A 24,607-nucleotide genomic window follows, 5' to 3' on the forward strand; every position below is an offset into this window, starting at 1 on the left:
AAAAAACATTAAAAATATTTTTAAGTATAAAATATCAATCTTTATTGGGTTAATGTTTTTGAGTAAAATGGATTAGAATTGAAATCCGATACTAAACCATGTAAAACTTTTTGACATTTGGGGAGACCATGATTGTTTGATTTCGATAGGGCCAATAATTGTTTCCAATCCATAACCTACAGCATATCCTGAATATTTAGGCATAGAAACCCAGTCGACACTAGTAAAAATGTCATCTCCTAAGTTGGCGAAATTGGCTGTAAAGTTAATATGATTCTTTTTTAGAATTTCGTAATCTAAATTAATGTCTGCCTTTATAAAACTATTTCCGGCAATACTTAGAAAGTCGTATCCGTAAAAATAATTGAAGTTGTTGATTTTGCTGTATCCAAAACCTCCTAGTATAAAATCGAAAAACGGAACGCTGTCACTGCCAATATTAAATCCTGCATCGGCTCCAATTTTAATGGTGGCTTTCCTGAATAAAGTTCTCGCGATAGCGATCTCGGCTTTTGCAATCGAGAAAGGCTTGAATTGTTTGGTATAATCTGATGATGCTAAATAGGTTTGTAGCTCTCCGGAAAAATATAAACCCGTATGAGGGAAATATTTATTATCGAATGAATCGTATTTTAAATATCCAAAGAGACTGAAATAATTACTTTTCTCGATAGTATTTTCTGTGTTAGAAAGAGTTGGTGAGTCTATTTTTAGGTATTTATATTCCAGACCGCCACCCATTAAAAACTTTTGTACAAAGATGGTCTGAAAATAAGCCTGATTGGTAATGTCTAAAAAATCGACATTAATCAAATTTACATTTGAATTTTGAGCAAACAAATTACTAATGCTTGTAGTTACATTTCGATTAAACTGATTCATTCTTGAGCGAAATCCAAAGCTGATATTGAAACCATTTTCGACATAATAGTTTAAATCATACCTGAAATTGTCGCCAAGGATAATGTCCAGCGATGTTACATCATTTTTTAGAAATGTTTTTTTATGAGTAAGATTTAATAGAATAGCACTTTTGTACAATCCGTCATAATGCAGCCCAAGTTTAAGGTAGGTTTGTGTTGGATTTTCTTTTAAAACCAAATCAAGATCATCTTTTGTGCCGTCTGGTTGCAGGCAATAAGAGATCGCGCTAAAGTTTTGAGTAGCATTTAAGTTGTTGATTCCTGTTTTAAGGTCATCGTATGTAATGGTACTTCCAGGTTTGAAACGAAGTTTTCCGCGAATGTACTCTCTGGTATAATTGTCTAGTTTATCACTGTTTATTTTTTCTATTTGGATGGTATCGGTAGCAATTTTTAGTTTTGGTTTTTTATAAAAATTGTCTTCGTTTACCAGTGTTTTGATTTTTTCGTAAACGGCAAAAGCGGCTTCTTCACCTTTTCTGATGATTTGTTCGCCTTTGTCAAATGAAATAACGCCATAATCACGAATGTCCGGTTTGATATAAACATCAGTGTCTTTTATTTTGTTTTTCATTTTGTCAATCGACTGCAGATTGGTAATCTGAACTAATATTCGGGTAGCGTTTTTCAGGTTTTTTCGTTTCATTAAATCGTCCTGAACATCGACACCAATGATAATATCAGCACCAAGATTGCGAACTTCCTGAATAGGATAATTGTTTACTACACCGCCATCGACCAATAAATTGCCGTCGATTTCTACGGGAGTAAATAAGGATGGAAAAGCGGCACTCGCCATCATGGCCTGAACCAGATTTCCTTTGTTTAATAAAACCTCTTCGCCGGTTTCGATATTGGTACCAATACATAAAAACGGGGTTGGGAGTTTATTGAAGTCACGTACATGACGCACGTTTCGGGTAAGACTGCTTAGTAAATTATAATTGTACATTCCCTTTGAAAGTGCTTCCGGAATGCCGACTCTAAAATTGCTGAATGGTAAAACGATGGCATATAATTCGTCATTTTTTTTACCGTAAAAGTTTTTTGATGAACGCGGAATATAGTCGTTAATCAATTCGTCGAAATTAGTTCTTTTAAAAATAGAATCAATTTGAGTGGCGTTGTAACCGGAAGCATAAAGTCCTCCGATAATAGATCCCATGCTGGTTCCGCCAATATAATCGATTTTGATTCCGGCTTCTTCCAGGACTTTTAAAACTCCGATGTGTGCAAATCCTTTCGCGCCTCCGCCACTTAAAACCAAACCTATTTTTGGTCTTTTGGCTTCGTCTTGTTTGGCTTTTTCGCTGTTTTCTTGTGAAAAAGAGTTTTGTGTATTGAAGAATAAAAGCGTGAAAAATAACAACTGTCCGCCCCAGATGGAAATGGAAAACTGCGAGAGGCAAAACGATATTTTTTCCTGTAAAAAAAGAGCGACTTTAGAAACTCCTTTTTTTGCAATAGAAAAAAATCGTTTTGACCGAGTATTTGAAATGGACAGCTGGATTGGGCGCATAAAAAATAACTAGTTGGTTTTGTAAAAGTCGACAATTTTTTTGGCTTTTGATACTCCTACGACATCAGATATTTCTTTTTCGGTGGCCAGTTTCAATCTTTTAACACTTTTGAAATGTTGTATTAACGTTAGCATGGTTTTTTCGCCAATGCCCGGAATGCTTTCTACAGAGGAATTCAGGGCTGCTTTACTTCGTTTATCACGGTGAAAGGTGATCCCGAATCGATGCGCTTCGTTTCGTAATTGCTGAATTACTTTTAAGGTTTCTGATTTTTTATCCAGATATAATGGGATAGAATCTCCGGGATAAAATAATTCTTCGAGACGTTTTGCGATTCCGATAATGGCAATTTTTCCGCGTAATTCTAAAGCATCAATACTTTTTAAGGCAGCAGAAAGTTGTCCTTTTCCACCGTCGATAATGATTAATTGCGGTAAAGGTTGGTTTTCGTCTAATAATCTTTTGTAACGACGATAGACAATTTCGGTCATCGAAGCAAAATCGTCAGGCCCTTCGACAGTTTTTACATTAAAATGGCGATAATCTTTTTTGCTGGCTTTTCCGTCTTTAAAAACTACGCAGGCCGCAACGGGATTTGTTCCCTGAATGTTCGAGTTATCGAAACATTCTATATGTCGGGGTTCCACCGGCAATCGCAAATCTTTTTGCATTTGCGCCATGATACGATTGGTGTGTCGGTCAGGATCTACAATTTGCAATTGTTTGAGCTGTTCGATTCTGTAAAACTTGGCGTTACGAATCGATAAATCCAGGATTTGTTTTTTATCGCCAAGTTGCGGAACGGTTGTTTTGATGTTCTCGCCCAGATTCATCTCAAACGGCACAATGATTTCTTTTGAAAGTAACTGAAAACGTTCGCGAAGTTCGATAATCGCGAGTTCTAACAACTCTTCATCGGTTTCGTCCAGTTTTTTCTTGATCTCTAAAGTATGCGAGCGAATGATCGATCCGTGCGAAATTTGAAGAAAGTTGACATAAGCCGCACTTTCGTCAGACACAATCGAAAAGACATCGATATTGGTAATCTTCGGGTTTACAATCGTAGATCGCGATTGGTAATTCTCGAGGACTTCTATTTTTTCTTTGATTTTCTGAGCTTCCTCAAAACGTAAATCCTGAGCGTATTGGTTCATCAATCGCTTGAAATCTTTCATACTTTCTTTGAAATTCCCTTTCAGGATTTCGCGAATGGCATCGACTTGTCTTTGATATTCTTCAAGAGGTTCTAAACCTTCGCAAGGACCTTTGCAATTGCCAATATGATACTCGAGGCAAACTTTGAATTTGCCGGAATCGATGTTGGATTTGCTTAAATCATAATTACAAGTTCTAAGCGGATATAATTCTTTGATTAATTCCAGAATGGTATGTACGGTTTTGAAACTGGTATAAGGACCAAAATATTCTGACCCGTCTTTGACCATTCGTCTGGTCGAAAATATTCTCGAAAACGGTTCTCTTTTAATACAAATCCAAGGGTAACTTTTGTCATCACGAAGCAATACATTGTAACGAGGCTGCAGAGTTTTGATTAAATTGTTTTCCAGCAAAAGAGCATCGGTTTCGGTAGGAACAACGATGTGTTTTATAGTTACAATTTTTCGAACCAATACATTTGTTTTGGCCGTGTCATGAATTTTATTGAAATAGGAGGAAACCCTTTTTTTTAAATTTTTGGCTTTTCCAACATATAAGATCTTTCCCTCTTTATCATAATATTGATACACACCAGGATTGTCCGGCAGAGTTTGGATTTGAAGATCTAAAGACGGTTTTTGCATTCTGTTTTGTTTCTGAAGTAGCTGTAAAGCATTTTCGAAAGTTGTTTTGATTCCGGAAAAAAGCTTAACACTGATTTAGTTTCAAATTTACGAAATCAAAAGAATAATTTCTATATTTAGATTTTATAATTCTACATGAAAAATAGTACACCCCTGGTTATTTTTGGCGAATCGGTTTTGCCTGGAGAAAATAAAACAATAAATGTTGAAATTGCGAGGTTGCATACGACGACAAAGCTTAATATTCCCGTTATTGTGCGCCGATCAAAAATTGAAGGCCCGGTAGTTTTATTCTCGGCCGGAATTCATGGCGACGAAATTAACGGCGTTGAAATCGTACGCCAGATCATCAGCAAGAAGATTAATCGTCCGGCAAAAGGAACTATTATTTGTATCCCGATTATCAATATGTATGGTTTTGTAAATAAATCCCGCGAGTTTCCTGACGGGCGTGATTTGAACCGTGTTTTCCCGGGAAGTAAAAAAGGTTCGCTGGCGAGTCGTTTTGCCTATCATATCGTGGCCGAGGTTTTGCCCATTATAGATTATGCAGTCGATTTTCATGCCGGGGGAGCAAGTAGATTTAATGCGCCACAAATTAGAGTTACCGAAAACAATCCCGAATTGAAAATTCTGGCTGATGTTTTTAATGCGCCGTTTACTTTATATTCTAAAAATATCAACGGTTCTTTCAGGAATACCTGCGAGAGAGCCAATATAAAAATGTTGCTTTTTGAAGGTGGAAAATCATTAGATATAAATAATGTAATTGCTAATGAAGGTGTAATGGGGGTGAAGCGCTTGTTGCATTATCTGAATATGCTTGATCCCAAACAAGTCGTTGAATATGCGAAGGAACAATCTATTTACATTAAAAATTCGGTTTGGCTTCGCGCGAAATGTTCCGGTTTGCTGCACGATTATAATTTGATTGGAAAATTTGTGACCAAAGGAACTATTTTGGCCATCATTACGGATCCGTTTGGTAAATTTGAACAGAAAGTAAAAGCGCCACATGATGGTTTTGTCATCAACGCCAATCATTCGCCCATAGTTTATGAAGGCGATGCGATTTATCATATGTCTAAAAACAGCCCCGATAATAATCCTGAAAATGCAGAAGAATAAAAAGGAATTACGCTTACACTATAAAAATCTCCGAAAAGAAATTTCACTTGATGAACTTGAAGAGAAAAGTTTGGCTGTAGCCAATAATCTAATTCAATTACCCATTTGGGATAAAACGTATTATCATGTTTTTCTCCCGATCGAAGAACAAAAAGAAGTTAATACAGAATATATTTTGCATTTACTTTCCGGAAAAGATAAAGAAATTGTGGTTTCAAAAAGTGATTTTGAAACTCGTGAAATGTCACATTTTTTATTAACAGATAATACTAAAATCAAAAAAAAACAATATAATATTCCGGAACCTGTAAATGGTTTGCCAGTTCCGTCAAAAACTATCGATGTGGTTTTTATACCGCTTTTGGGTTTTGATGTTTTTGGAAACAGAGTTGGTTACGGAAAAGGTTTCTATGATAAATTTCTAGCGGAATGTAAACCGGAAACCATCAAAATCGGTCTTTCCTTTTTTGAAGCGGAAAACCAGATCGAAGATGTTTTTGAATCGGATGTAAAGTTGGATTATTGTGTTACGCCTGAAAAGGTTTATACTTTTTAGAAATTTTTTCAATACAATATTTGAACAGTCAAAATGGTAGAGACGCGCAGCAGTGCGCCTGCACAACGTTTGTCTACATGCAAGACGTAGACGCAGTGCGGTGCATCTCTACAATATGTTGGGGTGGAAACTTTTTGTTATAAATAAAAGATTTACCTAATTGTAATCAAGCTTAAATTTACTTATATCACTTATGTGGTTTAAAGCCGTAAATTGATATAAAAAATCACAAATTCCAGTTTGTTGCTAAGTTGGAATTTGGGATTTTTTTATTTTTTAGAATTTTACTTCACTTCCTTAATAGTCGAAGCATCAATCCAGCCTTCGGTTCCGTCTGTTAATTCTATTTTTTTCCATTGACCGACAGTTTCGGTAACGTAGACTTTTGCTCCTTCATGCAATAATATAATGGCTGCGCCTGCTTTTTGTGGTTCACTGCGAACTTCGCTTAGTTCGGCAAAAACAATTGCCGGGCGATCATTTGTAAAATGGTCTTTTTCTGTTATTGCTGCAGAAACACTCAGTAACAAAGCGATCAAAAGAACAAACATTCCTATAAAATAAAGTCTTTTTGAAAGCGTAAGCTGAGAGAAATAATAGCCAATAAAACTCAATAAAAATACAAATGAAATTGCAACAGAAATCTTTGCCCAGGTATTATAATTGAAAATTCCTGTAAAGCTTTGAATCAGTTTTGCAAAGCCTACTTTAGGGATTTCTTTGATCTCGTCGATAGTGAGTTTTTTGGCGAATCTTAAATTGTTTAAAGTCTCCGGATCGTGAGGTTTTAAAACCAATGCTTTCTCGTAATTGTAGATTGAAGGCGCTACTTTGTTGAGTTTGTAATAGGCATTTCCTAAGTTAAAATATAACTCTGCAGAGTGCTGCTTGTCATCTCGAACAATGCTTTCGTACACATCAACAGCTTGTTGGTATTGTCCCTTTTGGTACAAGGCATTTCCTTTTTCAAAGCTGCTTTGAGCAAAGAAAACCTGCGTGATTAATAAAAAAAGATATACTATGTTTTTCATTTTCCTGATTTGTAATAACATTTTCAACTTTGCGAACTTTAACTCAACGAAAGCTAAATCAATTTTCTTAGCGCGCTTTGCGGTTAAAAAATTAAACTAAACAATTTGTTTTTCTAATTCTGAAATGATCAAAACCGCTTTGTCATAATCCTGCTGGATCGAAGCGCTTGATGCCGGAGCATAACGGGCAAACTCACAGTTTTCTGTCAGATTAATAAAATTCTGAACCGATTCAGGATTTGCATTTCTCGACAATAAAAGCTCCTGAATATTATTCTTGCTCATTTCTGAGGTTTCGATATGCAGTTTTGCTTTAAGGAAATTATGCATTGCTTTTTCTAAAGCAATATAAAATGCCTCTTTATTGTTGAGTTGTTTTTTAGCCTGAGATAAATATTTCTTCGCTAATTTGTTGTTCATTCTAATACGGTTTCCTGTTATGTCACCGTCAATGGCTTCTTTTCGTTTCTTAGCCAAAACAATAATTGGCAAGATAACGAAAGGTGCGAACAACAGAAGATAATACAAATTCGAACCGTAAAAATCATTTTTAGCTATTGCAACTAATGTTGTTTTTGGTTTGATGTATTTGAATTGTTCTGTTTTAGAAATTACGTTTTTAGACGCGTTTGCAGTTGCATTTGCTTCTGCCTGCATTGGTCCGTCTAATACATCAACCATAATTTCCTGAGAAGTAATCGTTTTATATGAACCTGTACTCAAATCAAAATAAGAAAACTGCATTGGTTTTATCGCATATTTTCCTTTGTATTGCGGTACAATAGAATACTTATCTGTAATTTTTCCTGACATTCCTGAAAGTGAAGTCGTCACCTGCTCATCATGAACCGGATCATACATTTCTAATGCATTAGGAACAACAGGTTTTGGTAAAGTAAACAATTTCATGTTTCCGTTTCCTGAAGCACTCACGATTAAATCCAGACTTTCTCCACTTTTAAGTGTTGTTTTAGACGGAGTAACAGTAAAATTAAATTTACCAACAGCTCCGCTAAAGCCTTCCGGTTTGGTTGCTTCCGGTAATGCTTTTACATTAATAGTTTTGGCTCCGGCCGAAACTACTCTGTTATCAACTGTCAGAATCATTTGTCCGTACATATCACGACGATTTGAAGGCAATTCTACACCAATGTCCAGAGAAAGCGGTTCGATTGTTAATCTTCCTGATTTTTGAGGGTATAAAATGGTCTTTTTCAGAATTACGTAATAACATCTTTGTCCCTGAAAGGTTCCTTCTGCGATAGACAGTTGTTTGATGTCTATATTCTGGTTCCAGAAATCGTTATACTTAGGTTTAGCCAATTCTTTAAAACCAGTAACATTAATGTTGTTAAAGTATAATTTATAAACCACAGTAATGGGTTCATTCAGGTACGGATTTGTTTTAGAGATTTCGGCTACAAGATTTATGGTTTCATTTGGAATTCCTTGTTGACCTTGTGGTCGGCTGTTATCGTAAGGGTCTCTTTCCTGAGCAACGGCATTTGTTACTACGATTTTTATAGGCTGTGTTTTGTAAATCTGCCCATTATATTCGATAGCTGCTTGTTTGATAGAAAATGTTCCTTTTTGATTAGGCTGTAAAATATAAGAATATATTTTCTGAAAAGAGCTTCTACCGTTTACCCAAGACTGACTTACCTGCTGACTTGGTCCGCCTACAACTCTAAATCCGTCAAATGAAGGCTGATCGAAGTTGTCTCCATCAACATTCATGATGAAGTCAATACGGAATCTTTCGTTCAGTCCGAGCGTGTTTTTGCTTACTCTGGCTTCAAATTGAACTTGAGCCATAAGCCCTTGAAAAGTGAATAGTAATAGAATTAAATATCTTTTCATTAATTGTTTTTCAGTGTTTTTATATTAACTGTTTAATCGCTAATTTATTTAATCAGGTTTACAATTAAACAAATTAACGATTAAACAAATCAACTAAGTTTTACCAGTCTTTTTCTGTTTTTCTAGGGGTTCCTTTTGCTTTTTGAGCGTTTACTTTATCCTGAATTTTCTTTTCTTCGTTGTTTACGGCATCTAATAAATTCTGAACGCGGTCTTTAGAAATTCCTCCAGGCTGTGGTTTTGGTTCTCCTTTATTGTCAGACTTGTCATCTTTATTAGGATCGTCTTTACCATCTTTTTTATCCTTGTCTTTATCGCCTTTGTCGTCCTTTTTATCTTTGTCCTTATCCTTGTCTTTATTTTTATCCTTGTCCTTGTCTTTATCTTTGTTTTTATCCTTGTCTTTGTCCTTATCCTTATTCTTGTCCTTGTTTTTATCGTTTTTAGGAGGATTTTCTTTTAGCTTTTGTTTGGCTAAGGCATAATTATAACGCGTTTCATCATCAGTAGGATCGTTACGTAAAGCTTCTTTATATGCTTCAACGGCTTGCGTATAATCTTTCTCTTTCATTAAGACATTTCCTAAATTGTGAAAAGCTTTATGTTTTTCAGGTCTTGTTTTTGCGTTCTTTATGGCTTTCGCGTAGGCGAATTTAGCTTCAGAAACCTGATTTTGTCTGTAAATAGTATTTCCTAGGTTATAGGGAGCAGTAGCACGTTTTGGAAATTTTGATTCTGAAATTCTGTAATTAGCTTCAGCGTCAATAAATTTATTCTGCTTATATTCTTCATTGGCATCAGGCAATGTCTTATCTTTCTCCTGAGCTGAAACCGCCAAAGAGAACGTTAGTAAAATATAAAGAAGTAAATTTTTCATTCTAATGTTTTTATTTTTTTTGTTCCGAATTTCTAATGGGAACAATTATTTCTTTTCGTTAAATAAATTCAACTCTTTTATCCAATTTGTTTTTCTTTCTAAAAGGAAGATATCAATAAACAATAATAAGAAGGCAAAGCCAATGAACCACTGAAATTGCGATTGAAAATCGGCCATTTGAGTAGCTTCGAATTCGGTTTTCTGAATATTGTTTAAAGCATTTTTGATGTATTCTAAAACTTCTTTCGTATTTCCGCCATATACATAACCGCCTTTTGTCGCTTTTGCAATGGTTTTTAATCCTTCCTGATTTAGTTTTGTAATAACAGTTTGCCCGTTTTGATCTTTTTGATAGTTTTTGACTACGCCATTTTCTTTCAACGGAATTGTGCCTCCTTTTTCTGTTCCAACACCAATGGTAATGATTTTCATTCCCATTTTATTGGCTTCTTCAGCTGCTGCCGAGGCTCCTTCAGAATGGTCTTCTCCATCAGAAATCAAAATCAATAACTTGCTTGTTTTGCTTTTTTCATCAAAATAAGTCGATGATAGTCTAATTGCTTCATCAAGAGAAGTTCCTTGCGATGAAACCATATCCGGAGTCATACTTTGCAGGAACATTTTGGCAACACTATAATCTGATGTAATCGGTAAAACGGGGAAAGCACTTCCTGCGTAAGCTACAATTCCTATTCTGTCGCTTCCCAGATTATTGATGATTTGCGAAACCAATTGTTTACTTTTCTCCAAACGGCTTGGTGCGACATCTTCGGCAAGCATACTTTTAGAAACGTCGACAGCAAAAACAATATCAATTCCTTCGCGTTTTACGGTTTCCATTTTTGTTCCAATCTTCGGATTCACTAATCCGATAATCAAACACGCAAGCGCCAAAAGTATTACTGATAATTTTAATACCGGTTTAAAAACAGATCTTTCCGGGCTTAGTCTTTTCACCATTTCGAGATCACCAAATTCGCGCTGTTTTTTTCTTTTCCAATACATATTGAAAAGGAAAATACACACCACAATTGGGAGTAATAATAAAAGGTATAAATATTTTTTTTCGTCTAATTCCATTTTTAGTTCTAGTTTTCAGTCGCAGTTTTCAGTCGCAGTTTTCAGCTGTAAACTGTAAACCGTGACTGCGACTAAAATATTATATAAAGCTTCTGTAAACTGTATTTCTTAAACCAACTTCTAACAATAATAAAAAGGCTGCCAGTAAAACAAAACCTCTGTATTTTTCGTCGTAATCATAGAATTTTAATTCCTGGATTTCGGTTGTTTCTAATTTATTAATCGCGTTGTATATTTCGGCTAATCGATCATTACTTGTTGCTCTAAAGTAAGTTCCATCGGTTTTACGGGCAATGTTTTTCATCAATTGCTCGTCGATTTCAACTTTTTGCATTTTATATAAAAAGCCTCCGTTTGGTGCATAAGCATAAGGAGATTCCGCCATTCCGTTGGTACCAATACCAATAGTGTATACTTTTATTCCGTATTGTTTTGCAATGTCTGATGCTGTTTCAGGTTCGATAAAACCGGCATTGTTAACACCATCTGTCATTAAAATAATCACACGGCTTTTGGCTTTACTATCTTTTAAACGGTTTACGGCAGTTGCTAATCCCATTCCAATTCCGGTTCCGTCTTGTAAAACGGTATCGTATTTAATGCTTTTTATGGCTTCAAGAATAATCGCTTTATCACTTGTAACCGGTGTTTTGGTATACGCTTCAGATGCGTATAAAACCAGTCCAACTCTGTCATTAGGTCTTTCGCCAACAAAATCTGCGGCGACTCTTTTTAAAGCTTCCATACGGTTTGGCTTTAAATCTTTTGCCAGCATACTTCCGGAAACGTCAATCGCCAAAACAATATCAATTCCTTTAGTTGTTTTAGTCTGACTGCTAATGTCAACCGTTCTTGGTCTTGCCAAAGCTATAATTAAAGAGCTTAATCCTAAAATTCTAAAAACGTATAAAGCAGGTTTTAATTTGGTTAACAACGATTCGCTGTTTTTAAAACCCTGAGTCGAACTCATTTTTAAAGTAGCCGTTTGCTGGTTGCGTTTCCAGAAAAACCAAGCTATTGCAATTGGGATTAATAGAAACAACCAAAAGAATTCCGGATTTAAAAAAGTTATTTTTCCCATTAGTTGCTCGCTTTTCTAAGTTCAACAGAATTTAAAATTCTAGTCGTAATATCGTTGGCGTATGTATCACCTTCTTCGTGTAAAATCATAATTTGTTGTAATCCCTGATCTTGTTTAAAGAGTAAAAGTTCATAATAAGCCTTTGTGCTGGTTTTGTCAGCTGGGTTAAAAACGGTCATTGTTCCGTATCCTTTTACACCCTGAATACCTGCACTGGTCTGAAAATCTTCTTGTTTTACAATAATATTTTGTCCGCCCTGAGCTTCGATAACTTTTAGGGATCCTTCTAATGCTTTTGCTAAATCTATATCTGTTGGGTTTTTAAACTTACTGGTTGAAACAGTTACGTAGAAATTACCAACCATACTACCATACGTGAAAAGCTGCATCTCTTTGATCAAAGCCATTGTTTCTTTAGGAAGTACTTTTTGAGTGTCCATACGTTTTAAAACCTTTGGAGTTTCAATTACCACACCAGGATTTCCGTACTCACTTTTTACCCATTCACCTTCCAGTAATTCTTTAGACGGATGTCCAATAAGATTATCTTTTACATAGCTAAAACCTTTTGTAACAATAAAGAATGCCGTAGTAGCAATTAATAAAAACAAAACCGTTCCTGCTGCAATAGCAATACGTTTGTTACGCTTCTTTAATAACTGAAGCTTGATTTGTTTTTGTTTCTGCGCTTCATTCAGTAATTGATCTTCTTCTTCGGCCGGAACTTCAGTTGGAATCGCATTGTCAAGGGTTAAAATAACTCTTTGAATTTTATTTCTATCTTCGGTAATTTCAAAATCCAGCGGTTTAGATTTTGCAAATTTCACTAAATCGGCCTGACGTAAAACGCGTTCCAGATTCTCGACAGTTTCAGGAGTTAACGTCATCTTCTTTTTGGTCGATGCTGTTCTAATCGCCTGAATCAATTCAGAAGTGGTACTTTCCATTGCCGGAATATGAATGGCTTCTTCAATATAATTACGAGCAATATCTGTAAGTTCACTATAGTATTCTTTGATTTCGCCTTTTTGAACCAATTCTTTTTGCTCCAGATTGTTTAGTAAGCTTGTTGCTTTTTCTATAGGAGTTTTATAAACTTCTTCTTCAATCTTTTTCTGTTGACGTTTTTTAACAAACCAATAGACAAATGCTCCAATACCAAGAATAATTATTACACCTAAAACATATTTCCACCAATCACCAATTCCGTTATCGACCGGGGTAATGTCTTTGATGTCGTACATTTTTTGCTGTAAAGTATCGACCTTTACATTTGCAACTTCAACACGGATAGAATCAGTTAAAAAAGGTTTTTTATCTATTAAAATCTGAATACTCGGAATTACATACTTTCCGGAATCAAATTGTGTTAAACCATATTTTTTGATTAATTCGTAAGTGTCATTTTTCTTCACTGTATCAATTGGGTACGATTGAATTACTTCAAGTGCCCCAATTTTTTTTAGTTTAGGAAAAACAACCTTAGATTTTGAGCTGACTACCGTTTTAAGCGTTAACTTAAATTCAGCCCCAATTTTATTTTTTGTAGTATCAATGCTCGTCTCTACTTGTTTTTGCTGGGCAAAAATAGCTGAGGAAAGTAAAAATAAAAATATGTAAAACTTTAATTTCATTTGATTTTTGATTTCAGATCTTATTCTAAAATGAATGTTTTAATTATGGCACGCGGATGATGTGGATGGCACAGATTTAAACGGTTTTTTATATTTAATTTTTGGCAGGAAATATAATTTATAAATTTTCAAAAAATCTAAATCTGCACTCTAAAATTATTTACCTTGATTTGAAATAACCTAATAGTTTTGTCACGTAATTTTCATCAACTCTTGTGTTTACAACGCCTGCTCCTGATTTACTAAATATATCTTTGAAATAATTGACTCTTTCCTGATAATGTTTTTCGTAATTCAGTCGTACTGTTTTTGAGCCTGTATCTACCAATTGAATTTTTCCGGTTTCAGCATCCAGCATCGTTACCATTCCTAAGTTTGGGATTTTTTCTTCACGGATATCATAAACCCTAACGCCTGTAATATCGTGTTTTTTAGAAGCAATCTTCAAAGTCTGCTCGTAATTTTCGGACATGAAATCAGAAATAACAAAAACAATCGCTTTCTTTTTCTGGGTTCCTGATAAAAATTTTAAAGCAGCTCCAACATCTGTTTTCTGACTTTTCGGTTCAAATTCGATCAATTCACGAATGATTCTCAAAACATGCGAACGGCCTTTTTTTGGCGGAATATACAATTCTACATTGTCAGAAAATAGTATTAAACCAATTTTGTCATTATTTTGTGTAGCCGAAAAAGCCATCGTTGCCGCAATTTCGGTGACGATGTCTTTTTTGAATTGACTTTTTGAACCAAAACCTTCTGAACCTGATATATCAACCATTAAAACCATGGTCAATTCGCGTTCTTCTTCAAAAACTTTTACGTGGGCTTCGTTATAGCGTGCAGTTACATTCCAATCGATGTTACGAATGTCATCGCCATATTGGTATTGACGTACTTCACTAAAAGTCATCCCTCGTCCTTTAAATGAAGAGTGGTATTCTCCCGAAAAGATATGATTGCTCAGTCTTTTGGTTTTGATTTCTATTTTCCGTACTTTTTTTAAAAGCTCTTTTGTATCCATTTTATTTGTTTAAAGTTTAAAAGTTTCAAGTTTCAAGTTTGCTTTACAACAACCTGAAACTTGAAACATTAAACAAATTTTTAAGGTACTTCAATCTCGTTTACGATTTTGTTGATAATGTCTACAGAAGTAATGTTTTCGGCTTCAGCCTCATATGTTATTCCAACTCTGTGACGTAAAACATCATGTACAACTGCACGAACATCTTCAGGGATTACATATCCGCGACGTTTGATGAAAGCGTAACATTTTGCTGCATTAGCTAAATTGATACTTCCACGTGGTGATGCCCCAAAACTAATAAGAGGTTTTAAGTCTGCAAGTTTGTACTTCTCTGGATAACGAGTAGCAAATATGATATCTAAAATATATTTTTCGATTTTTTCGTCCATGTAAACTTCACGAACTGCTTCCTGCGCGCGTAAAATTTGCTCTACAGAAACTACGGCATTTACTTTTTCGTAAGTTCCTTTCAGGTTTTGACGAATTACAAAACGCTCTTCATCAATTTTTGGGTAGTCGATTACAGTTTTAAGCATAAAACGATCGACTTGCGCTTCCGGAAGTTGGTATGTTCCTTCCTGCTCAACCGGGTTTTGAGTTGCCAATACTAAAAACGGACGATCTAGTTTGAAAGTGGTATCGCCAATAGTAACTTGTTTTTCCTGCATCGCCTCCAAAAGTGCTGACTGAACCTTTGCCGGAGCACGGTTAATCTCATCGGCAAGGACGAAATTGGCGAAGATTGGTCCTTTTTTGATAGAAAATTCGTTTGCCTTGATGTTATAAATCATCGTTCCAACGACATCGGCAGGTAATAAGTCAGGTGTAAACTGAATACGACTGAACGAACCTTGTACTGCTTGCGACAAAGTATTGATGGCTAAAGTTTTTGCCAATCCGGGAACACCTTCAAGCAAAATATGCCCTTGTCCCAAAAGTCCAATTAGTAAACGCTCGACCATATGTTTCTGGCCCACAATAACTTTGTTCATTTCCATTGTAAGAAGGTCTATAAAAGCACTTTCTCTTTCAATTTTTTCATTTATCGCTCTAATGTCTAAAGTCGTTGTATTTTCTTCCATATAAATATTTTTAAAACCTTTTTAAAACCTTGATTTCTATGCGTAGCTTTTGAGAGTGCAAATTGAATATTTTTTGATAAGTAAGATGTTAAAGAATGGTTAAAACTTCGACCAATGACCTAATTTTAAGGACTAATTGTGAATCTATTTTTATATTTTTAAGAACTTTGATGATTATGCTTCAGAAAAGCATTTTTATTACCAAAAATAACGCAATGAAATCATGAGTAAAACAGCATTATCGCCTATAATTTCGGGCACTATGAATTGGGGAGTTTGGGATAAAAACCTTACAACTAAAGAAATGGAAAACCTGATACAGCTATGTATCGAAAACAAAATTACAACTTTTGATCACGCAGATATTTACGGATCGTATACCACAGAAGCTGATTTTGGAAAAGCATTTCACAACAGCAAAATCTCGAGAGAGAAATTACAATTAATTACCAAATGCGGAATTCAGATGATCGCCGAAAGCCGCCCAAACAAAATCAAACATTATGATTACTCCAGGGATTATATAGTTTGGTCAGTTGAAGAATCATTAAAAAAACTGAAAACAGATTATGTAGATGTTTTTTTATTGCACAGACCAAGTCCATTAATGCAAGCCGACGAAATTGCAGAGGCGGTTGAAAAGTTAAAAGCAGAAGGAAAAATTATCGATTTCGGACTTTCGAATTTCACGAGTTCTCAATCCGAATTAATCCGTCAAAAAACTGAAGTGAGCTATAATCAGGTACAATTTTCGGCAACGAATTTCGAACCAATGGTGGATGGAAGTTTTGATTATATGCAAATACACGGAATTCGTCCGTTATCATGGAATCCGCTTGGGACTGTATTTAGAGAAGACACTAAAAAAACACGTCGTTTGAAAAAACTGCTTGCTGATTTGGTTCAAAAATATGGTTTTGGGTCAGATACACTTTTGCTTGCCTGGATTTTAAAACATCCGTCAGCAGTTATTCCGATCGCAGGAACAGTAAATATTGCCAGAATTCAGTCATTGATGAAAGCTGTTGAACTAGAAATGGATAAAGAAGACTGGTTTGCCATCTGGACAGAAAGCAGAGGCGAAGAAGTTGCTTAAACCTTTCAACATATAATGATACGATTAGAAAAATTCGATATAGCGTTTTATCCACAATTGATCAATAGCATAAAAAATGCCCGAGAATTAATGCAATTTGCAGGACCGGAATTTATCTTTCCTTTAACGGAAGAACAGATAGAGAAATCACTTTCGGATAAAAACAGGATTGCCTTTAGGGTTGTAAATATTGCTAATGATTCGACTTTCGGGCATTGTGAAATTTGTTTTAAAGACGAGTTTGCAAATCTGGGAAGAATTCTGATTATGGATGAAACGCTTCGCGGAAAAGGAATTGGGAAACAAATAGTGACTTTGCTTCTGGAATTTATTCTTGAAAATAGTAAGCAAAGAAATATTGAGCTAAATGTTTTTGATTTTAATAAAAGCGCCATAAAATGCTATGAAAAGATTGGTTTTGTTATTCATCCTGATAAAAAATTTGTTCGGGAAATGGATAACGAAACCTGGACAGCTCTAAATATGAAATTGGATTTAGATCATTGGATCAGGAAAGATTGAAAAAAAAAATTTGCCACAGATTAAAATGATTCACACAGATTATAAAATCATTAAAAAATTTTAGTCTGTGGCTATATTAAACACATAGAATCATAGATTTTTATTGTTTTGAATAAGGGAAAAATAAATGACAAATCATTTTTATATAGCGATGTGAATTCATGCAAAGTGAAACGCCTTTTTTAAGCTTTAAACTATGTATCTATGTGTTAAAAATAAAAACAAAGTAAAGAATGAAAAAAACAGTTTTAATTACTGGAGCCACAAGCGGAATTGGTAAAGCAACCGCTCAAATCATGGCTAAAAATAACTATAAAGTAGTGCTTTGCGGAAGACGTGAAGACCGCTTAGCAGAACTTGAAAAAGAACTTTCGGCTTTTACAGAAGTACATTCGTTGTCTTTTGATGTTCGCGATAAAAATGATGTTTTGGAAAGTATTAATTCTTTGCCAGCAGCATTTTCAGATATTGATGTTTTGATCAATAACGCAGGAAATGCACATGGTTTAGATCCCATTCAAACCGGAGATTTAGACGATTGGGATGCGATGGTCGATATCAATGTAAAAGGACTTTTGTATGTTTCGAAAGCAGTAATCCCAAAAATGACAGCCAAAAATTCCGGACATATTATTAATATTGGTTCAACAGCTGCCAAAGAAGTGTACCCAAACGGAAATGTATATTGCGGAACAAAACATGCAGTGGATGCCATTACTGCCGGAATGCGAATCGATTTGAATCCGTTTAGTATTAGAGTAGGAGCAATTCACCCGGGAATGGTAGCGACTGAATTTAGTGAAGTCCGTTTTAAAGGTGATGTCGAAAGAGCTTCGAATGTTTACAAAGGTTTCGATCCGTTGCAGGCAGAAGATATTGCTGATATTATTCATTTTGTGGTTTCAAGACCGTATCATGTAAACATTGCCGATTTGGTTGTGATGAGCACTGCTCAGGCATCGTCAACCATTGTTAAGAGAGGTTAATTATTTTTTATTATTATTTCTATTTTTTATTTTTAAGAATGGCGAATTATAGTTGTTTTTAAGAGATGGTTATTTATCAACTAGCTCGTGAACAGTGTAATCAAGTTTGGAATTTAATTATAACTACATCATTAGGTCAGGATTATAAATTAAGAGAACAAATAAATGGATCCTCAGGATCAGGTATAGATAACATAGCTGAAGGATTTGGTAGAGGTGGTAATAAAGAATTTATCACATTTTTAGTTTATTCAAGAGGATCTTGTTGTGAGACTAAAGCTCAACTTCAAAGATGTTTTGATAGAAAACACATTAGAGAAGAAGTGTTTTTAGAACTAAATTTAAAAGCGCAAAATACAATTGATCAGATTTCAAAATTTATGAATTACTTAAAAACTTCTGATAGGAAAGGTTCAAAGTATGATTAAGTAATCAGAGAATAAAAAATAGAAATAAAAAATAAAAAATATTCACATGATCAATAAACGCCTTTTAATAAAAAATCTACTTGCTCATAACGACGAGAGCAGTTTTTATGATAAAAAAAGGCAATTGAATTTGCATTCCAGAGAAGGTAAAGGAAAGTTTCTCAAGCATATTTGCGCGTTATCAAATTCAAACCCAACCAATAATTCTTATATCGTGGTGGGTGTCGAAGATCATGATAATGAAATTGTAGGTGATGATTTCTTTGATGATAGCCGAATTCAGAATTTGGTGAATGCTTTTCTGGAAAATCCACCTAAGATTCAATATGAAAATGTACCGTTTCCGAATCTTCCAAAAGATAAAGTTATTGGCCTGGTTACTATTAAACCCAAAAGTAAAATCTCCTATTTCAAAAAAGGAATTCATACCATTCCCGCTAATAGTGTATTTATAAGACGAGGCAGTAATTCAGTTCCGGTTGAAGGTGAAATAGAAAAGAATTATCAAAATACCGAAACGGTAATCGGAATCGAAAATAGCTCCCGAAATAGTATACAATATACACTTGACGGTGTTTTTGATTTTATGAATTTCAGGCACAAAGACATGTCGCCTAAATATCATGTTTTTAAAGAATTGTTTGTGATTTGCTGGGCGGGAGTTCCTCATAAATCACGAGATAAAACTTTTTTATCCCGTGTTGATATCGAATTAATTAATGAACAAATTAAACTTTTTTATTCGGCACAGGATGTGGTTACAATTGTTTTTGATGATGATAGTTTTACCATAACCGAATATGTTCCGTTAGGTTTAAATGACAAAACGAGTTATTATCCTTTAGAAAAACAAACCATTCACTTTTTTGATAACGGTTATTATAAGATCGATCGTGAAATGCTTTTTCAGCCACCGGAATTCAACAGAAAAATGTTGTATCATATTTACAATGCAAATACAGCATTGCTTCAGAAACTGCAAAAAGGAATTGCTTTGTCAGATCGCGAATTAAAAGATCTGGAGAATCTTCCATCGACTTTTATGATTTGTTATCTGAATGGTTTTGATGATGCCAAACAAAAACTTATTGATGCCAAATTGCTTTTGAAACCTTTCGGGAATATTTATTTGTCTTTTAAGGAAGCGTTGAGAATTCTTCGAAAAATGAAATATGATTTTCAGGAAGGAGCTAAGTAAGGTTCAGAGGTTTAGAGTAACAAAGGTTCAAAGGTTTTTTGTAGAGACGCAAAGTAGTGCGTCTAACTCAAAGGCTTTTTTGAATAGCCTCCAGCTTTAGCTGGAGACATTTTTTAGAATTTGTTCATTGGCTTTAGCCGAATTATTCCAATTCATATTTTGAAAATGCTTACTGATATTTCAAATACTGACTAACTTTTGCATACGGAAACAAAAGCTCTTTTGGTCCATCGGCATACGAAGCAGCTTCATAAGAGTTGTAATATAAAAGCAAACCTTCTTTGGTATAAAAGATATTCTGAGGCAGCTGAAATTTATCATTTTCGAACATTAAACCTGTTGCGTTAATATTCAGTTTTTCAGGGATTTTGTATTTAGCTCTGAATTCTTTTTCGGCGAAAGCCTTAAACTCTTTTTCGTTTTTAAAGATTTCATCGGTAAAAATGGTTTTTCCGGTTTTAGGATGAAATAATAAGGATCGAAAGCCTTGATAACCATGAGCTCCGCCGGTAAAAGTATAATGATCGATTTTTATGTTAATGATCTGATAAGACTCAAACTCAATATTACCTTTTATTTTTCCTTCCCAGCCAAAAGTTTCAGTGGGGAATTTTTTATGCATTTCTTCATAAGAAGTAATAAAAGAGGCTGCCAAAGATTTGTAATCATTCGCTTTTGAGGGATCTTGCTCAAAATAGACAATTTCTTTTACCACCGAGAAAACCTTTTTGTTGATGCTGTCTGCTACAATAGGGATATTTTTAGCAACTGGTACATCAATCGTAATTTTTGGACAATCTTTTTTGCAAGGAATAGTAGATTCTTTTTCAAATGTCTCATTCTCAAATGAAAGCTCTTTGTTGCAACTTGCAAGTGTCAGGAACAAAAAGGCTAAAAAAGTGTAATGTTTCATATCAAAAAGTGTTAATTATATACAAAGGTAAGAAGTTGTGTCAGGATTAAAATAAATTTAACGGTAAATTTGTACCACGTTTAAGTATCTAAAATTTGTAACTATATGAAATTCAATACAAAAGTAATACATGGTGGTCAGCATCATGATCCAAGTACAGGAGCTGTTATGCCTCCGGTGTATCAAACTTCAACTTTTATACAAACTAGTCCAGGGAAACCTCTGGCTGATTATGAATATAGCAGGGCGTCGAACCCAACCCGTACGGCATTAGAGAACGCTTTGGCAAGTATCGAAAATGGTACTCGTGGATTGGCATTTTCATCTGGATTAGCTGCAACAGATTGTGTTTTAAGATCTTTTAAAGCTGGTGATGAAATCATTGCAATGGATGATTTATACGGAGGAACTTATAGGATGTTCTCTCGAATTTATAAAGATTCAGGAATTAAATTTCACTTTGTTGATATGACAGATATCGAGAAATTGAAATCATTGATCAACGAAAACACCAAACTGATTTGGGTTGAAACACCAACAAATCCGTTAATGAAATTGGCTGACATTGCCGAAGTAGCAAAAATTACCAAAGCCAATAATATTTTATTTGCTGTAGATAATACTTTTGCAACACCATATTTGCAAAAACCTCTTGACTTAGGAGCTGATATCGTAATGCACTCTGCTACAAAATATTTAGGCGGACATTCTGATGTTATTGCAGGAGCTTTGATTGTAAAAGACGAAGCTTTAGGAGAACAATTGCATTTTCAGCAATTTGCTACCGGTGCAACACTGGGGCCAATGGATAGTTTTTTGGTTTTAAGAGGAATCAAAACACTTTCGTTAAGAGTGCAAAGACATTGCGAAAACGGAGAAAAAGTAGTAGAATATTTAAGCAATCACCCAAAGATTAATACGGTTTATTATCCGGGATTAAAAAGTCATCCTTTTCACGAAATTGCTAAAAAGCAAATGAAAGCTTTTGGAGGAATGGTTTCGTTTACTTTTAAATCAGGTAAAAAAGAAGATTCTATTGCATTTTTAGAAAAACTAAAAGTTTTTACTCTTGCAGAATCTTTAGGTGGAGTGGAATCATTGGCCAACCATCCGGCTTTGATGACGCACGCTTCGATTCCGGCAAATAAAAGAGCCGAAGTTGGTATTACCGATGATTTGGTTCGATTGAGTGTGGGTATCGAAGATGCTGAAGACTTAATTACAGATATCGAACAAGCTTTGGCATAAACGATTAAATTTCAAAATAAAAAAATCCCAAATTCCAATCTTATCATTTTGGAATTTGGGATTTTTTATATGTTGGGATTTCTTTAAAATTCTAAATAATAAATATATCCTGCGTTGAACCAAACTTGTGAATCGTTTGATTTGTTTTCTTTGTAAATATCTTTATTCGGATTTAAACCATCAACCCAATCAGAAGCATAACCCTGATAACGGATTTCAAACATTAAATCGCTCATTGTAGTTAGTTTGTAGTGTACCCCAGCACCTACTGTTCCTGATATAACCAGGCCATTTTCGTTAGAGAAACCAAACTGACGTCCATCAGAAGGAGGTAGGTATTTTGGATAAGTGGTTAGAGGAAGTCCTAATGCACCTAGTCTTGATTCAACTTTGGTTCTGTAATAACTCACCTGAAAACCTAAACTTATATAAGGGCTAAAACTGCCAATTGTATTTTCGAAATCGTGAATTTTCATAAAAGGAGAAAATTCTAATTGAGCTCCAAGATTTACTAAGGTCGAGGTGCCATGCATTCCTCTAAGATGTTGTACAAGATTTTTCTTTTTTTCGATGTCAACCCATTCGCCAAAGTGTTCCAGCTTGGTTTGATTAAAAGAAAGTTCAGATCTTACTTTAAAATGTTCTGTAAAAAAACTTTCTCGATTGTTATTGGCAGAAAAGTTTATAAAATGAACAATCCCAATTCCGAATCCTGTGTTTCCAATATTGGTATCAAAATTATTTCTTTGACCAAAATCAGATTGAAAAGTTGAAGGTCCGAATATTATTCCTACTTCTTGGGCGAGACTAGATTGTGCGTTTGCTATTGTAGGTATTCCAAAAAAGGCGAATAGCGTGATTATTATAGGTTTGAGCATGTTTTTGGGCTTTCAAATCTTGGCAAATATATAAAAAACCCTGTCTAATCAAAATATATAAATACTTGTATTAAAAATTTAATAACAAAAAGCTTAAATGTCTAACTTTAAGTGCTGTAATTTCATGCAAATTCAACAGTGTAAAATCGTATTTTTAGTATTGTTTAGAAATAACACAATTTTGCTCCAAAAACGAAAAATATTAACAAACCATGATCGTTTTGCATTATCTTTGCGCGTCATTACGAAAACGTTTTCTTAAAGCATGTTTTTTTAATTGAATTGACTTAAAATTTATCAACTATTTATTGAATAATTTATTTAAAAATGGAACAAAAAATAAATGAATTTATGGCTCTTGTTGAGTCTAAAAATCCAAACGAGCCAGAATTTCTTCAGGCAGTTAGAGAATTTGCAGAAACGGTAATTCCGTTTATTGCAGAGCGAAAAAAATATGATGGAAAAAATTTACTTCTAAGAATTGCTGAGCCGGAAAGATCTATAATTTTTAGAGTTCCCTGGGTTGACGATAAAGGAGAAATAATTGTAAACAGAGGATTCAGAATTCAGATGAACTCTGCCATTGGACCTTATAAAGGCGGAATCAGATTTCATCATACAGTAAATTTATCTGTTTTAAAATTCCTTGCTTTCGAACAAGTATTTAAAAACAGTTTGACAACATTACCAATGGGTGGTGGAAAAGGAGGATCTGATTTTGATCCTGAAGGAAAATCTGATGGCGAAATTATGCGTTTCTGTCAATCATTTATGACCGAATTATGCCGTCATATTGGTCCGGATCTTGACGTTCCTGCAGGAGATATTGGTGTTGGAGCCAGAGAAATTGGTTACTTATTTGGTCAGTACAAAAGAATCAGAAATGAGTTTACCGGAGTTCTTACAGGAAAAGGGCTTGCTTACGGTGGTTCATTAATACGTCCTGAAGCTACAGGATACGGAGTTGTTTATTTTACAGATCAAATGCTTCGTACTATAGGGCATGAGATAAAAGGTAAAAGGGTTGCTATTTCAGGATTTGGAAACGTAGCTTGGGGAGTGGCGCTAAAAATAAATGAATTAGGTGGTAAAGTAGTTACTATTTCAGGACCTGATGGATATATTTATGATGAAGAAGGAATCTCTGGAGAAAAAATCGAGCATATGGTCGAAATGAGGGCAACCGGAGACAACAGAGCTGAACTTTACACAAAGAAATATCCAAATGCTGTTTTCCATAAAGGAAAAAGCCCTTGGGAGGTAAAAGTTGATATTGCTATTCCTTGTGCTACTCAAAATGAATTAACAGGAGAAGATGCTAAAAAACTAATTGATAATGGTGTCTTATGTGTTACTGAAGCTGCAAATATGCCTTCGACATTAGATGCTATTAAATTGTTTTTAGATAATAAAGTACTTTTTGCTCCTGGTAAAGCTGCAAATGCCGGAGGAGTTGCTGCATCTGGGTTAGAAATGACGCAAAATTCTATTCGTTTAAACTGGACTAGTGAAGAAGTTGATTTGAGATTAAAAGATATCATGGTTGGAATTCATAACCAATGTAAAAAATACGGTATGGGAGAAGATGGTTATGTGAACTACGTAAAAGGAGCTAACATTGCCGGATTTGTTAAAGTGGCCGATGCTATGCTTGCTCAGGGTGTAGTGTAAAGTTTAATTACAATTGTAAGATGCCTTCATTTGTCTTTTTAAAAGATAACTGGAGGCATTTTTTTA

General features: G+C 34.7%; 21 protein-coding genes. 9 read left to right on the plus strand and 12 right to left on the minus strand.

Going from position 1 to position 24,607, the window contains the following annotated elements; all coding sequences use genetic code 11:
* Positions 1-72: 72 nt before the first annotated feature.
* On the minus strand, positions 73-2,442 hold the full coding sequence (locus IRZ78_RS15055; RefSeq protein ID WP_194617321.1) for a patatin-like phospholipase family protein: 2,370 nt from the start codon (positions 2,440-2,442) through the stop codon (positions 73-75).
* A 9-nt stretch (positions 2,443-2,451) separates the two neighbouring features.
* Positions 2,452-4,245: an excinuclease ABC subunit UvrC gene (gene uvrC / locus IRZ78_RS15060; protein ID WP_194617322.1), complete on the minus strand. Its 1,794-nt coding sequence runs from the start codon at positions 4,243-4,245 to the stop codon at positions 2,452-2,454.
* A 135-nt stretch (positions 4,246-4,380) separates the two neighbouring features.
* On the opposite strand from uvrC, the gene IRZ78_RS15065 reads away from it, so the two are divergent.
* Both IRZ78_RS15065 and IRZ78_RS15070 read left to right on the plus strand, forming a co-directional pair.
* Positions 4,381-5,373, plus strand: a complete 993-nt coding sequence (locus IRZ78_RS15065; RefSeq protein WP_194617323.1) for a succinylglutamate desuccinylase/aspartoacylase family protein — start codon at positions 4,381-4,383, stop codon at positions 5,371-5,373.
* On the plus strand, positions 5,360-5,929 hold the full coding sequence (locus IRZ78_RS15070) for a 5-formyltetrahydrofolate cyclo-ligase (RefSeq protein WP_194617324.1): 570 nt from the start codon (positions 5,360-5,362) through the stop codon (positions 5,927-5,929). The genes IRZ78_RS15065 and IRZ78_RS15070 overlap by 14 nt, the downstream gene beginning before the upstream one ends.
* Positions 5,930-6,213: 284 nt before the next feature.
* On the opposite strand, the gene IRZ78_RS15075 is transcribed toward IRZ78_RS15070, so the two are convergent.
* From IRZ78_RS15075 to IRZ78_RS15110, 8 genes are all read right to left on the minus strand, one after another.
* Positions 6,214-6,960 (minus strand): tetratricopeptide repeat protein, encoded by a 747-nt coding sequence (locus IRZ78_RS15075; RefSeq protein WP_194617325.1) that lies wholly within the window; start codon positions 6,958-6,960, stop codon positions 6,214-6,216.
* 96 nt (positions 6,961-7,056) lie between these two features.
* Complete coding sequence (locus tag IRZ78_RS15080) at positions 7,057-8,820, minus strand: BatD family protein (RefSeq protein WP_194617326.1); 1,764 nt, start codon at positions 8,818-8,820, stop codon at positions 7,057-7,059.
* Between the two features lie 100 nt (positions 8,821-8,920).
* A complete protein-coding gene (locus IRZ78_RS15085) occupies positions 8,921-9,697 on the minus strand; it encodes a tetratricopeptide repeat protein (protein ID WP_194617327.1) in 777 nt (258 codons plus the stop codon).
* A 45-nt stretch (positions 9,698-9,742) separates the two neighbouring features.
* Positions 9,743-10,777: a VWA domain-containing protein gene (locus tag IRZ78_RS15090; RefSeq protein WP_194617328.1), complete on the minus strand. Its 1,035-nt coding sequence runs from the start codon at positions 10,775-10,777 to the stop codon at positions 9,743-9,745.
* A gap of 79 nt (positions 10,778-10,856) precedes the next feature.
* Positions 10,857-11,858: a VWA domain-containing protein gene (locus IRZ78_RS15095; protein WP_194617329.1), complete on the minus strand. Its 1,002-nt coding sequence runs from the start codon at positions 11,856-11,858 to the stop codon at positions 10,857-10,859.
* On the minus strand, positions 11,858-13,492 hold the full coding sequence (locus IRZ78_RS15100) for a hypothetical protein (RefSeq protein ID WP_194617330.1): 1,635 nt from the start codon (positions 13,490-13,492) through the stop codon (positions 11,858-11,860). Before IRZ78_RS15100 ends, IRZ78_RS15095 begins: the two co-directional genes overlap by 1 nt.
* 160 nt (positions 13,493-13,652) lie before the next feature.
* A complete protein-coding gene (locus tag IRZ78_RS15105) occupies positions 13,653-14,516 on the minus strand; it encodes a DUF58 domain-containing protein (protein ID WP_194617331.1) in 864 nt (287 codons plus the stop codon).
* A gap of 80 nt (positions 14,517-14,596) precedes the next feature.
* Positions 14,597-15,601, minus strand: coding sequence for a MoxR family ATPase (locus IRZ78_RS15110; protein ID WP_056248441.1), 1,005 nt, complete (start codon positions 15,599-15,601; stop codon positions 14,597-14,599).
* Between the two features lie 223 nt (positions 15,602-15,824).
* Between IRZ78_RS15110 and IRZ78_RS15115 the strand changes: the two genes are divergently transcribed.
* From IRZ78_RS15115 to IRZ78_RS15135, 5 genes are all read left to right on the plus strand, one after another.
* Entirely contained in the window at positions 15,825-16,697 is an 873-nt protein-coding gene (locus tag IRZ78_RS15115; protein ID WP_194617332.1) for an aldo/keto reductase, read from the plus strand.
* Between the two features lie 15 nt (positions 16,698-16,712).
* Positions 16,713-17,219: a GNAT family protein gene (locus IRZ78_RS15120; protein ID WP_194617333.1), complete on the plus strand. Its 507-nt coding sequence runs from the start codon at positions 16,713-16,715 to the stop codon at positions 17,217-17,219.
* 233 nt (positions 17,220-17,452) lie between these two features.
* Complete coding sequence (locus IRZ78_RS15125) at positions 17,453-18,205, plus strand: SDR family NAD(P)-dependent oxidoreductase (protein WP_194617334.1); 753 nt, start codon at positions 17,453-17,455, stop codon at positions 18,203-18,205.
* Between the two features lie 65 nt (positions 18,206-18,270).
* Entirely contained in the window at positions 18,271-18,633 is a 363-nt protein-coding gene (locus IRZ78_RS15130; RefSeq protein ID WP_194617335.1) for a four helix bundle protein, read from the plus strand.
* A 46-nt stretch (positions 18,634-18,679) separates the two neighbouring features.
* Positions 18,680-19,831, plus strand: coding sequence for an ATP-binding protein (locus tag IRZ78_RS15135; RefSeq protein WP_194617336.1), 1,152 nt, complete (start codon positions 18,680-18,682; stop codon positions 19,829-19,831).
* A gap of 169 nt (positions 19,832-20,000) precedes the next feature.
* On the opposite strand, the gene IRZ78_RS15140 is transcribed toward IRZ78_RS15135, so the two are convergent.
* On the minus strand, positions 20,001-20,744 hold the full coding sequence (locus IRZ78_RS15140; RefSeq protein ID WP_194617337.1) for a DUF3298 and DUF4163 domain-containing protein: 744 nt from the start codon (positions 20,742-20,744) through the stop codon (positions 20,001-20,003).
* A gap of 105 nt (positions 20,745-20,849) precedes the next feature.
* On the opposite strand from IRZ78_RS15140, the gene IRZ78_RS15145 reads away from it, so the two are divergent.
* Positions 20,850-21,992: a cystathionine gamma-synthase gene (locus IRZ78_RS15145; protein WP_194617338.1), complete on the plus strand. Its 1,143-nt coding sequence runs from the start codon at positions 20,850-20,852 to the stop codon at positions 21,990-21,992.
* 83 nt (positions 21,993-22,075) lie between these two features.
* Here the strand turns inward: IRZ78_RS15145 and IRZ78_RS15150 are convergent, their stop codons facing one another.
* Positions 22,076-22,870: a glutamate dehydrogenase gene (locus IRZ78_RS15150; protein ID WP_194617339.1), complete on the minus strand. Its 795-nt coding sequence runs from the start codon at positions 22,868-22,870 to the stop codon at positions 22,076-22,078.
* A gap of 327 nt (positions 22,871-23,197) precedes the next feature.
* Between IRZ78_RS15150 and gdhA the strand changes: the two genes are divergently transcribed.
* Positions 23,198-24,541 (plus strand): NADP-specific glutamate dehydrogenase, encoded by a 1,344-nt coding sequence (gdhA, locus tag IRZ78_RS15155; protein ID WP_194617340.1) that lies wholly within the window; start codon positions 23,198-23,200, stop codon positions 24,539-24,541.
* Positions 24,542-24,607: the final 66 nt, after the last annotated feature.

The sequence above is a fragment of the Flavobacterium sp. CSZ genome, assembly GCF_015350725.1.
GTDB lineage: Bacteria > Bacteroidota > Bacteroidia > Flavobacteriales > Flavobacteriaceae > Flavobacterium.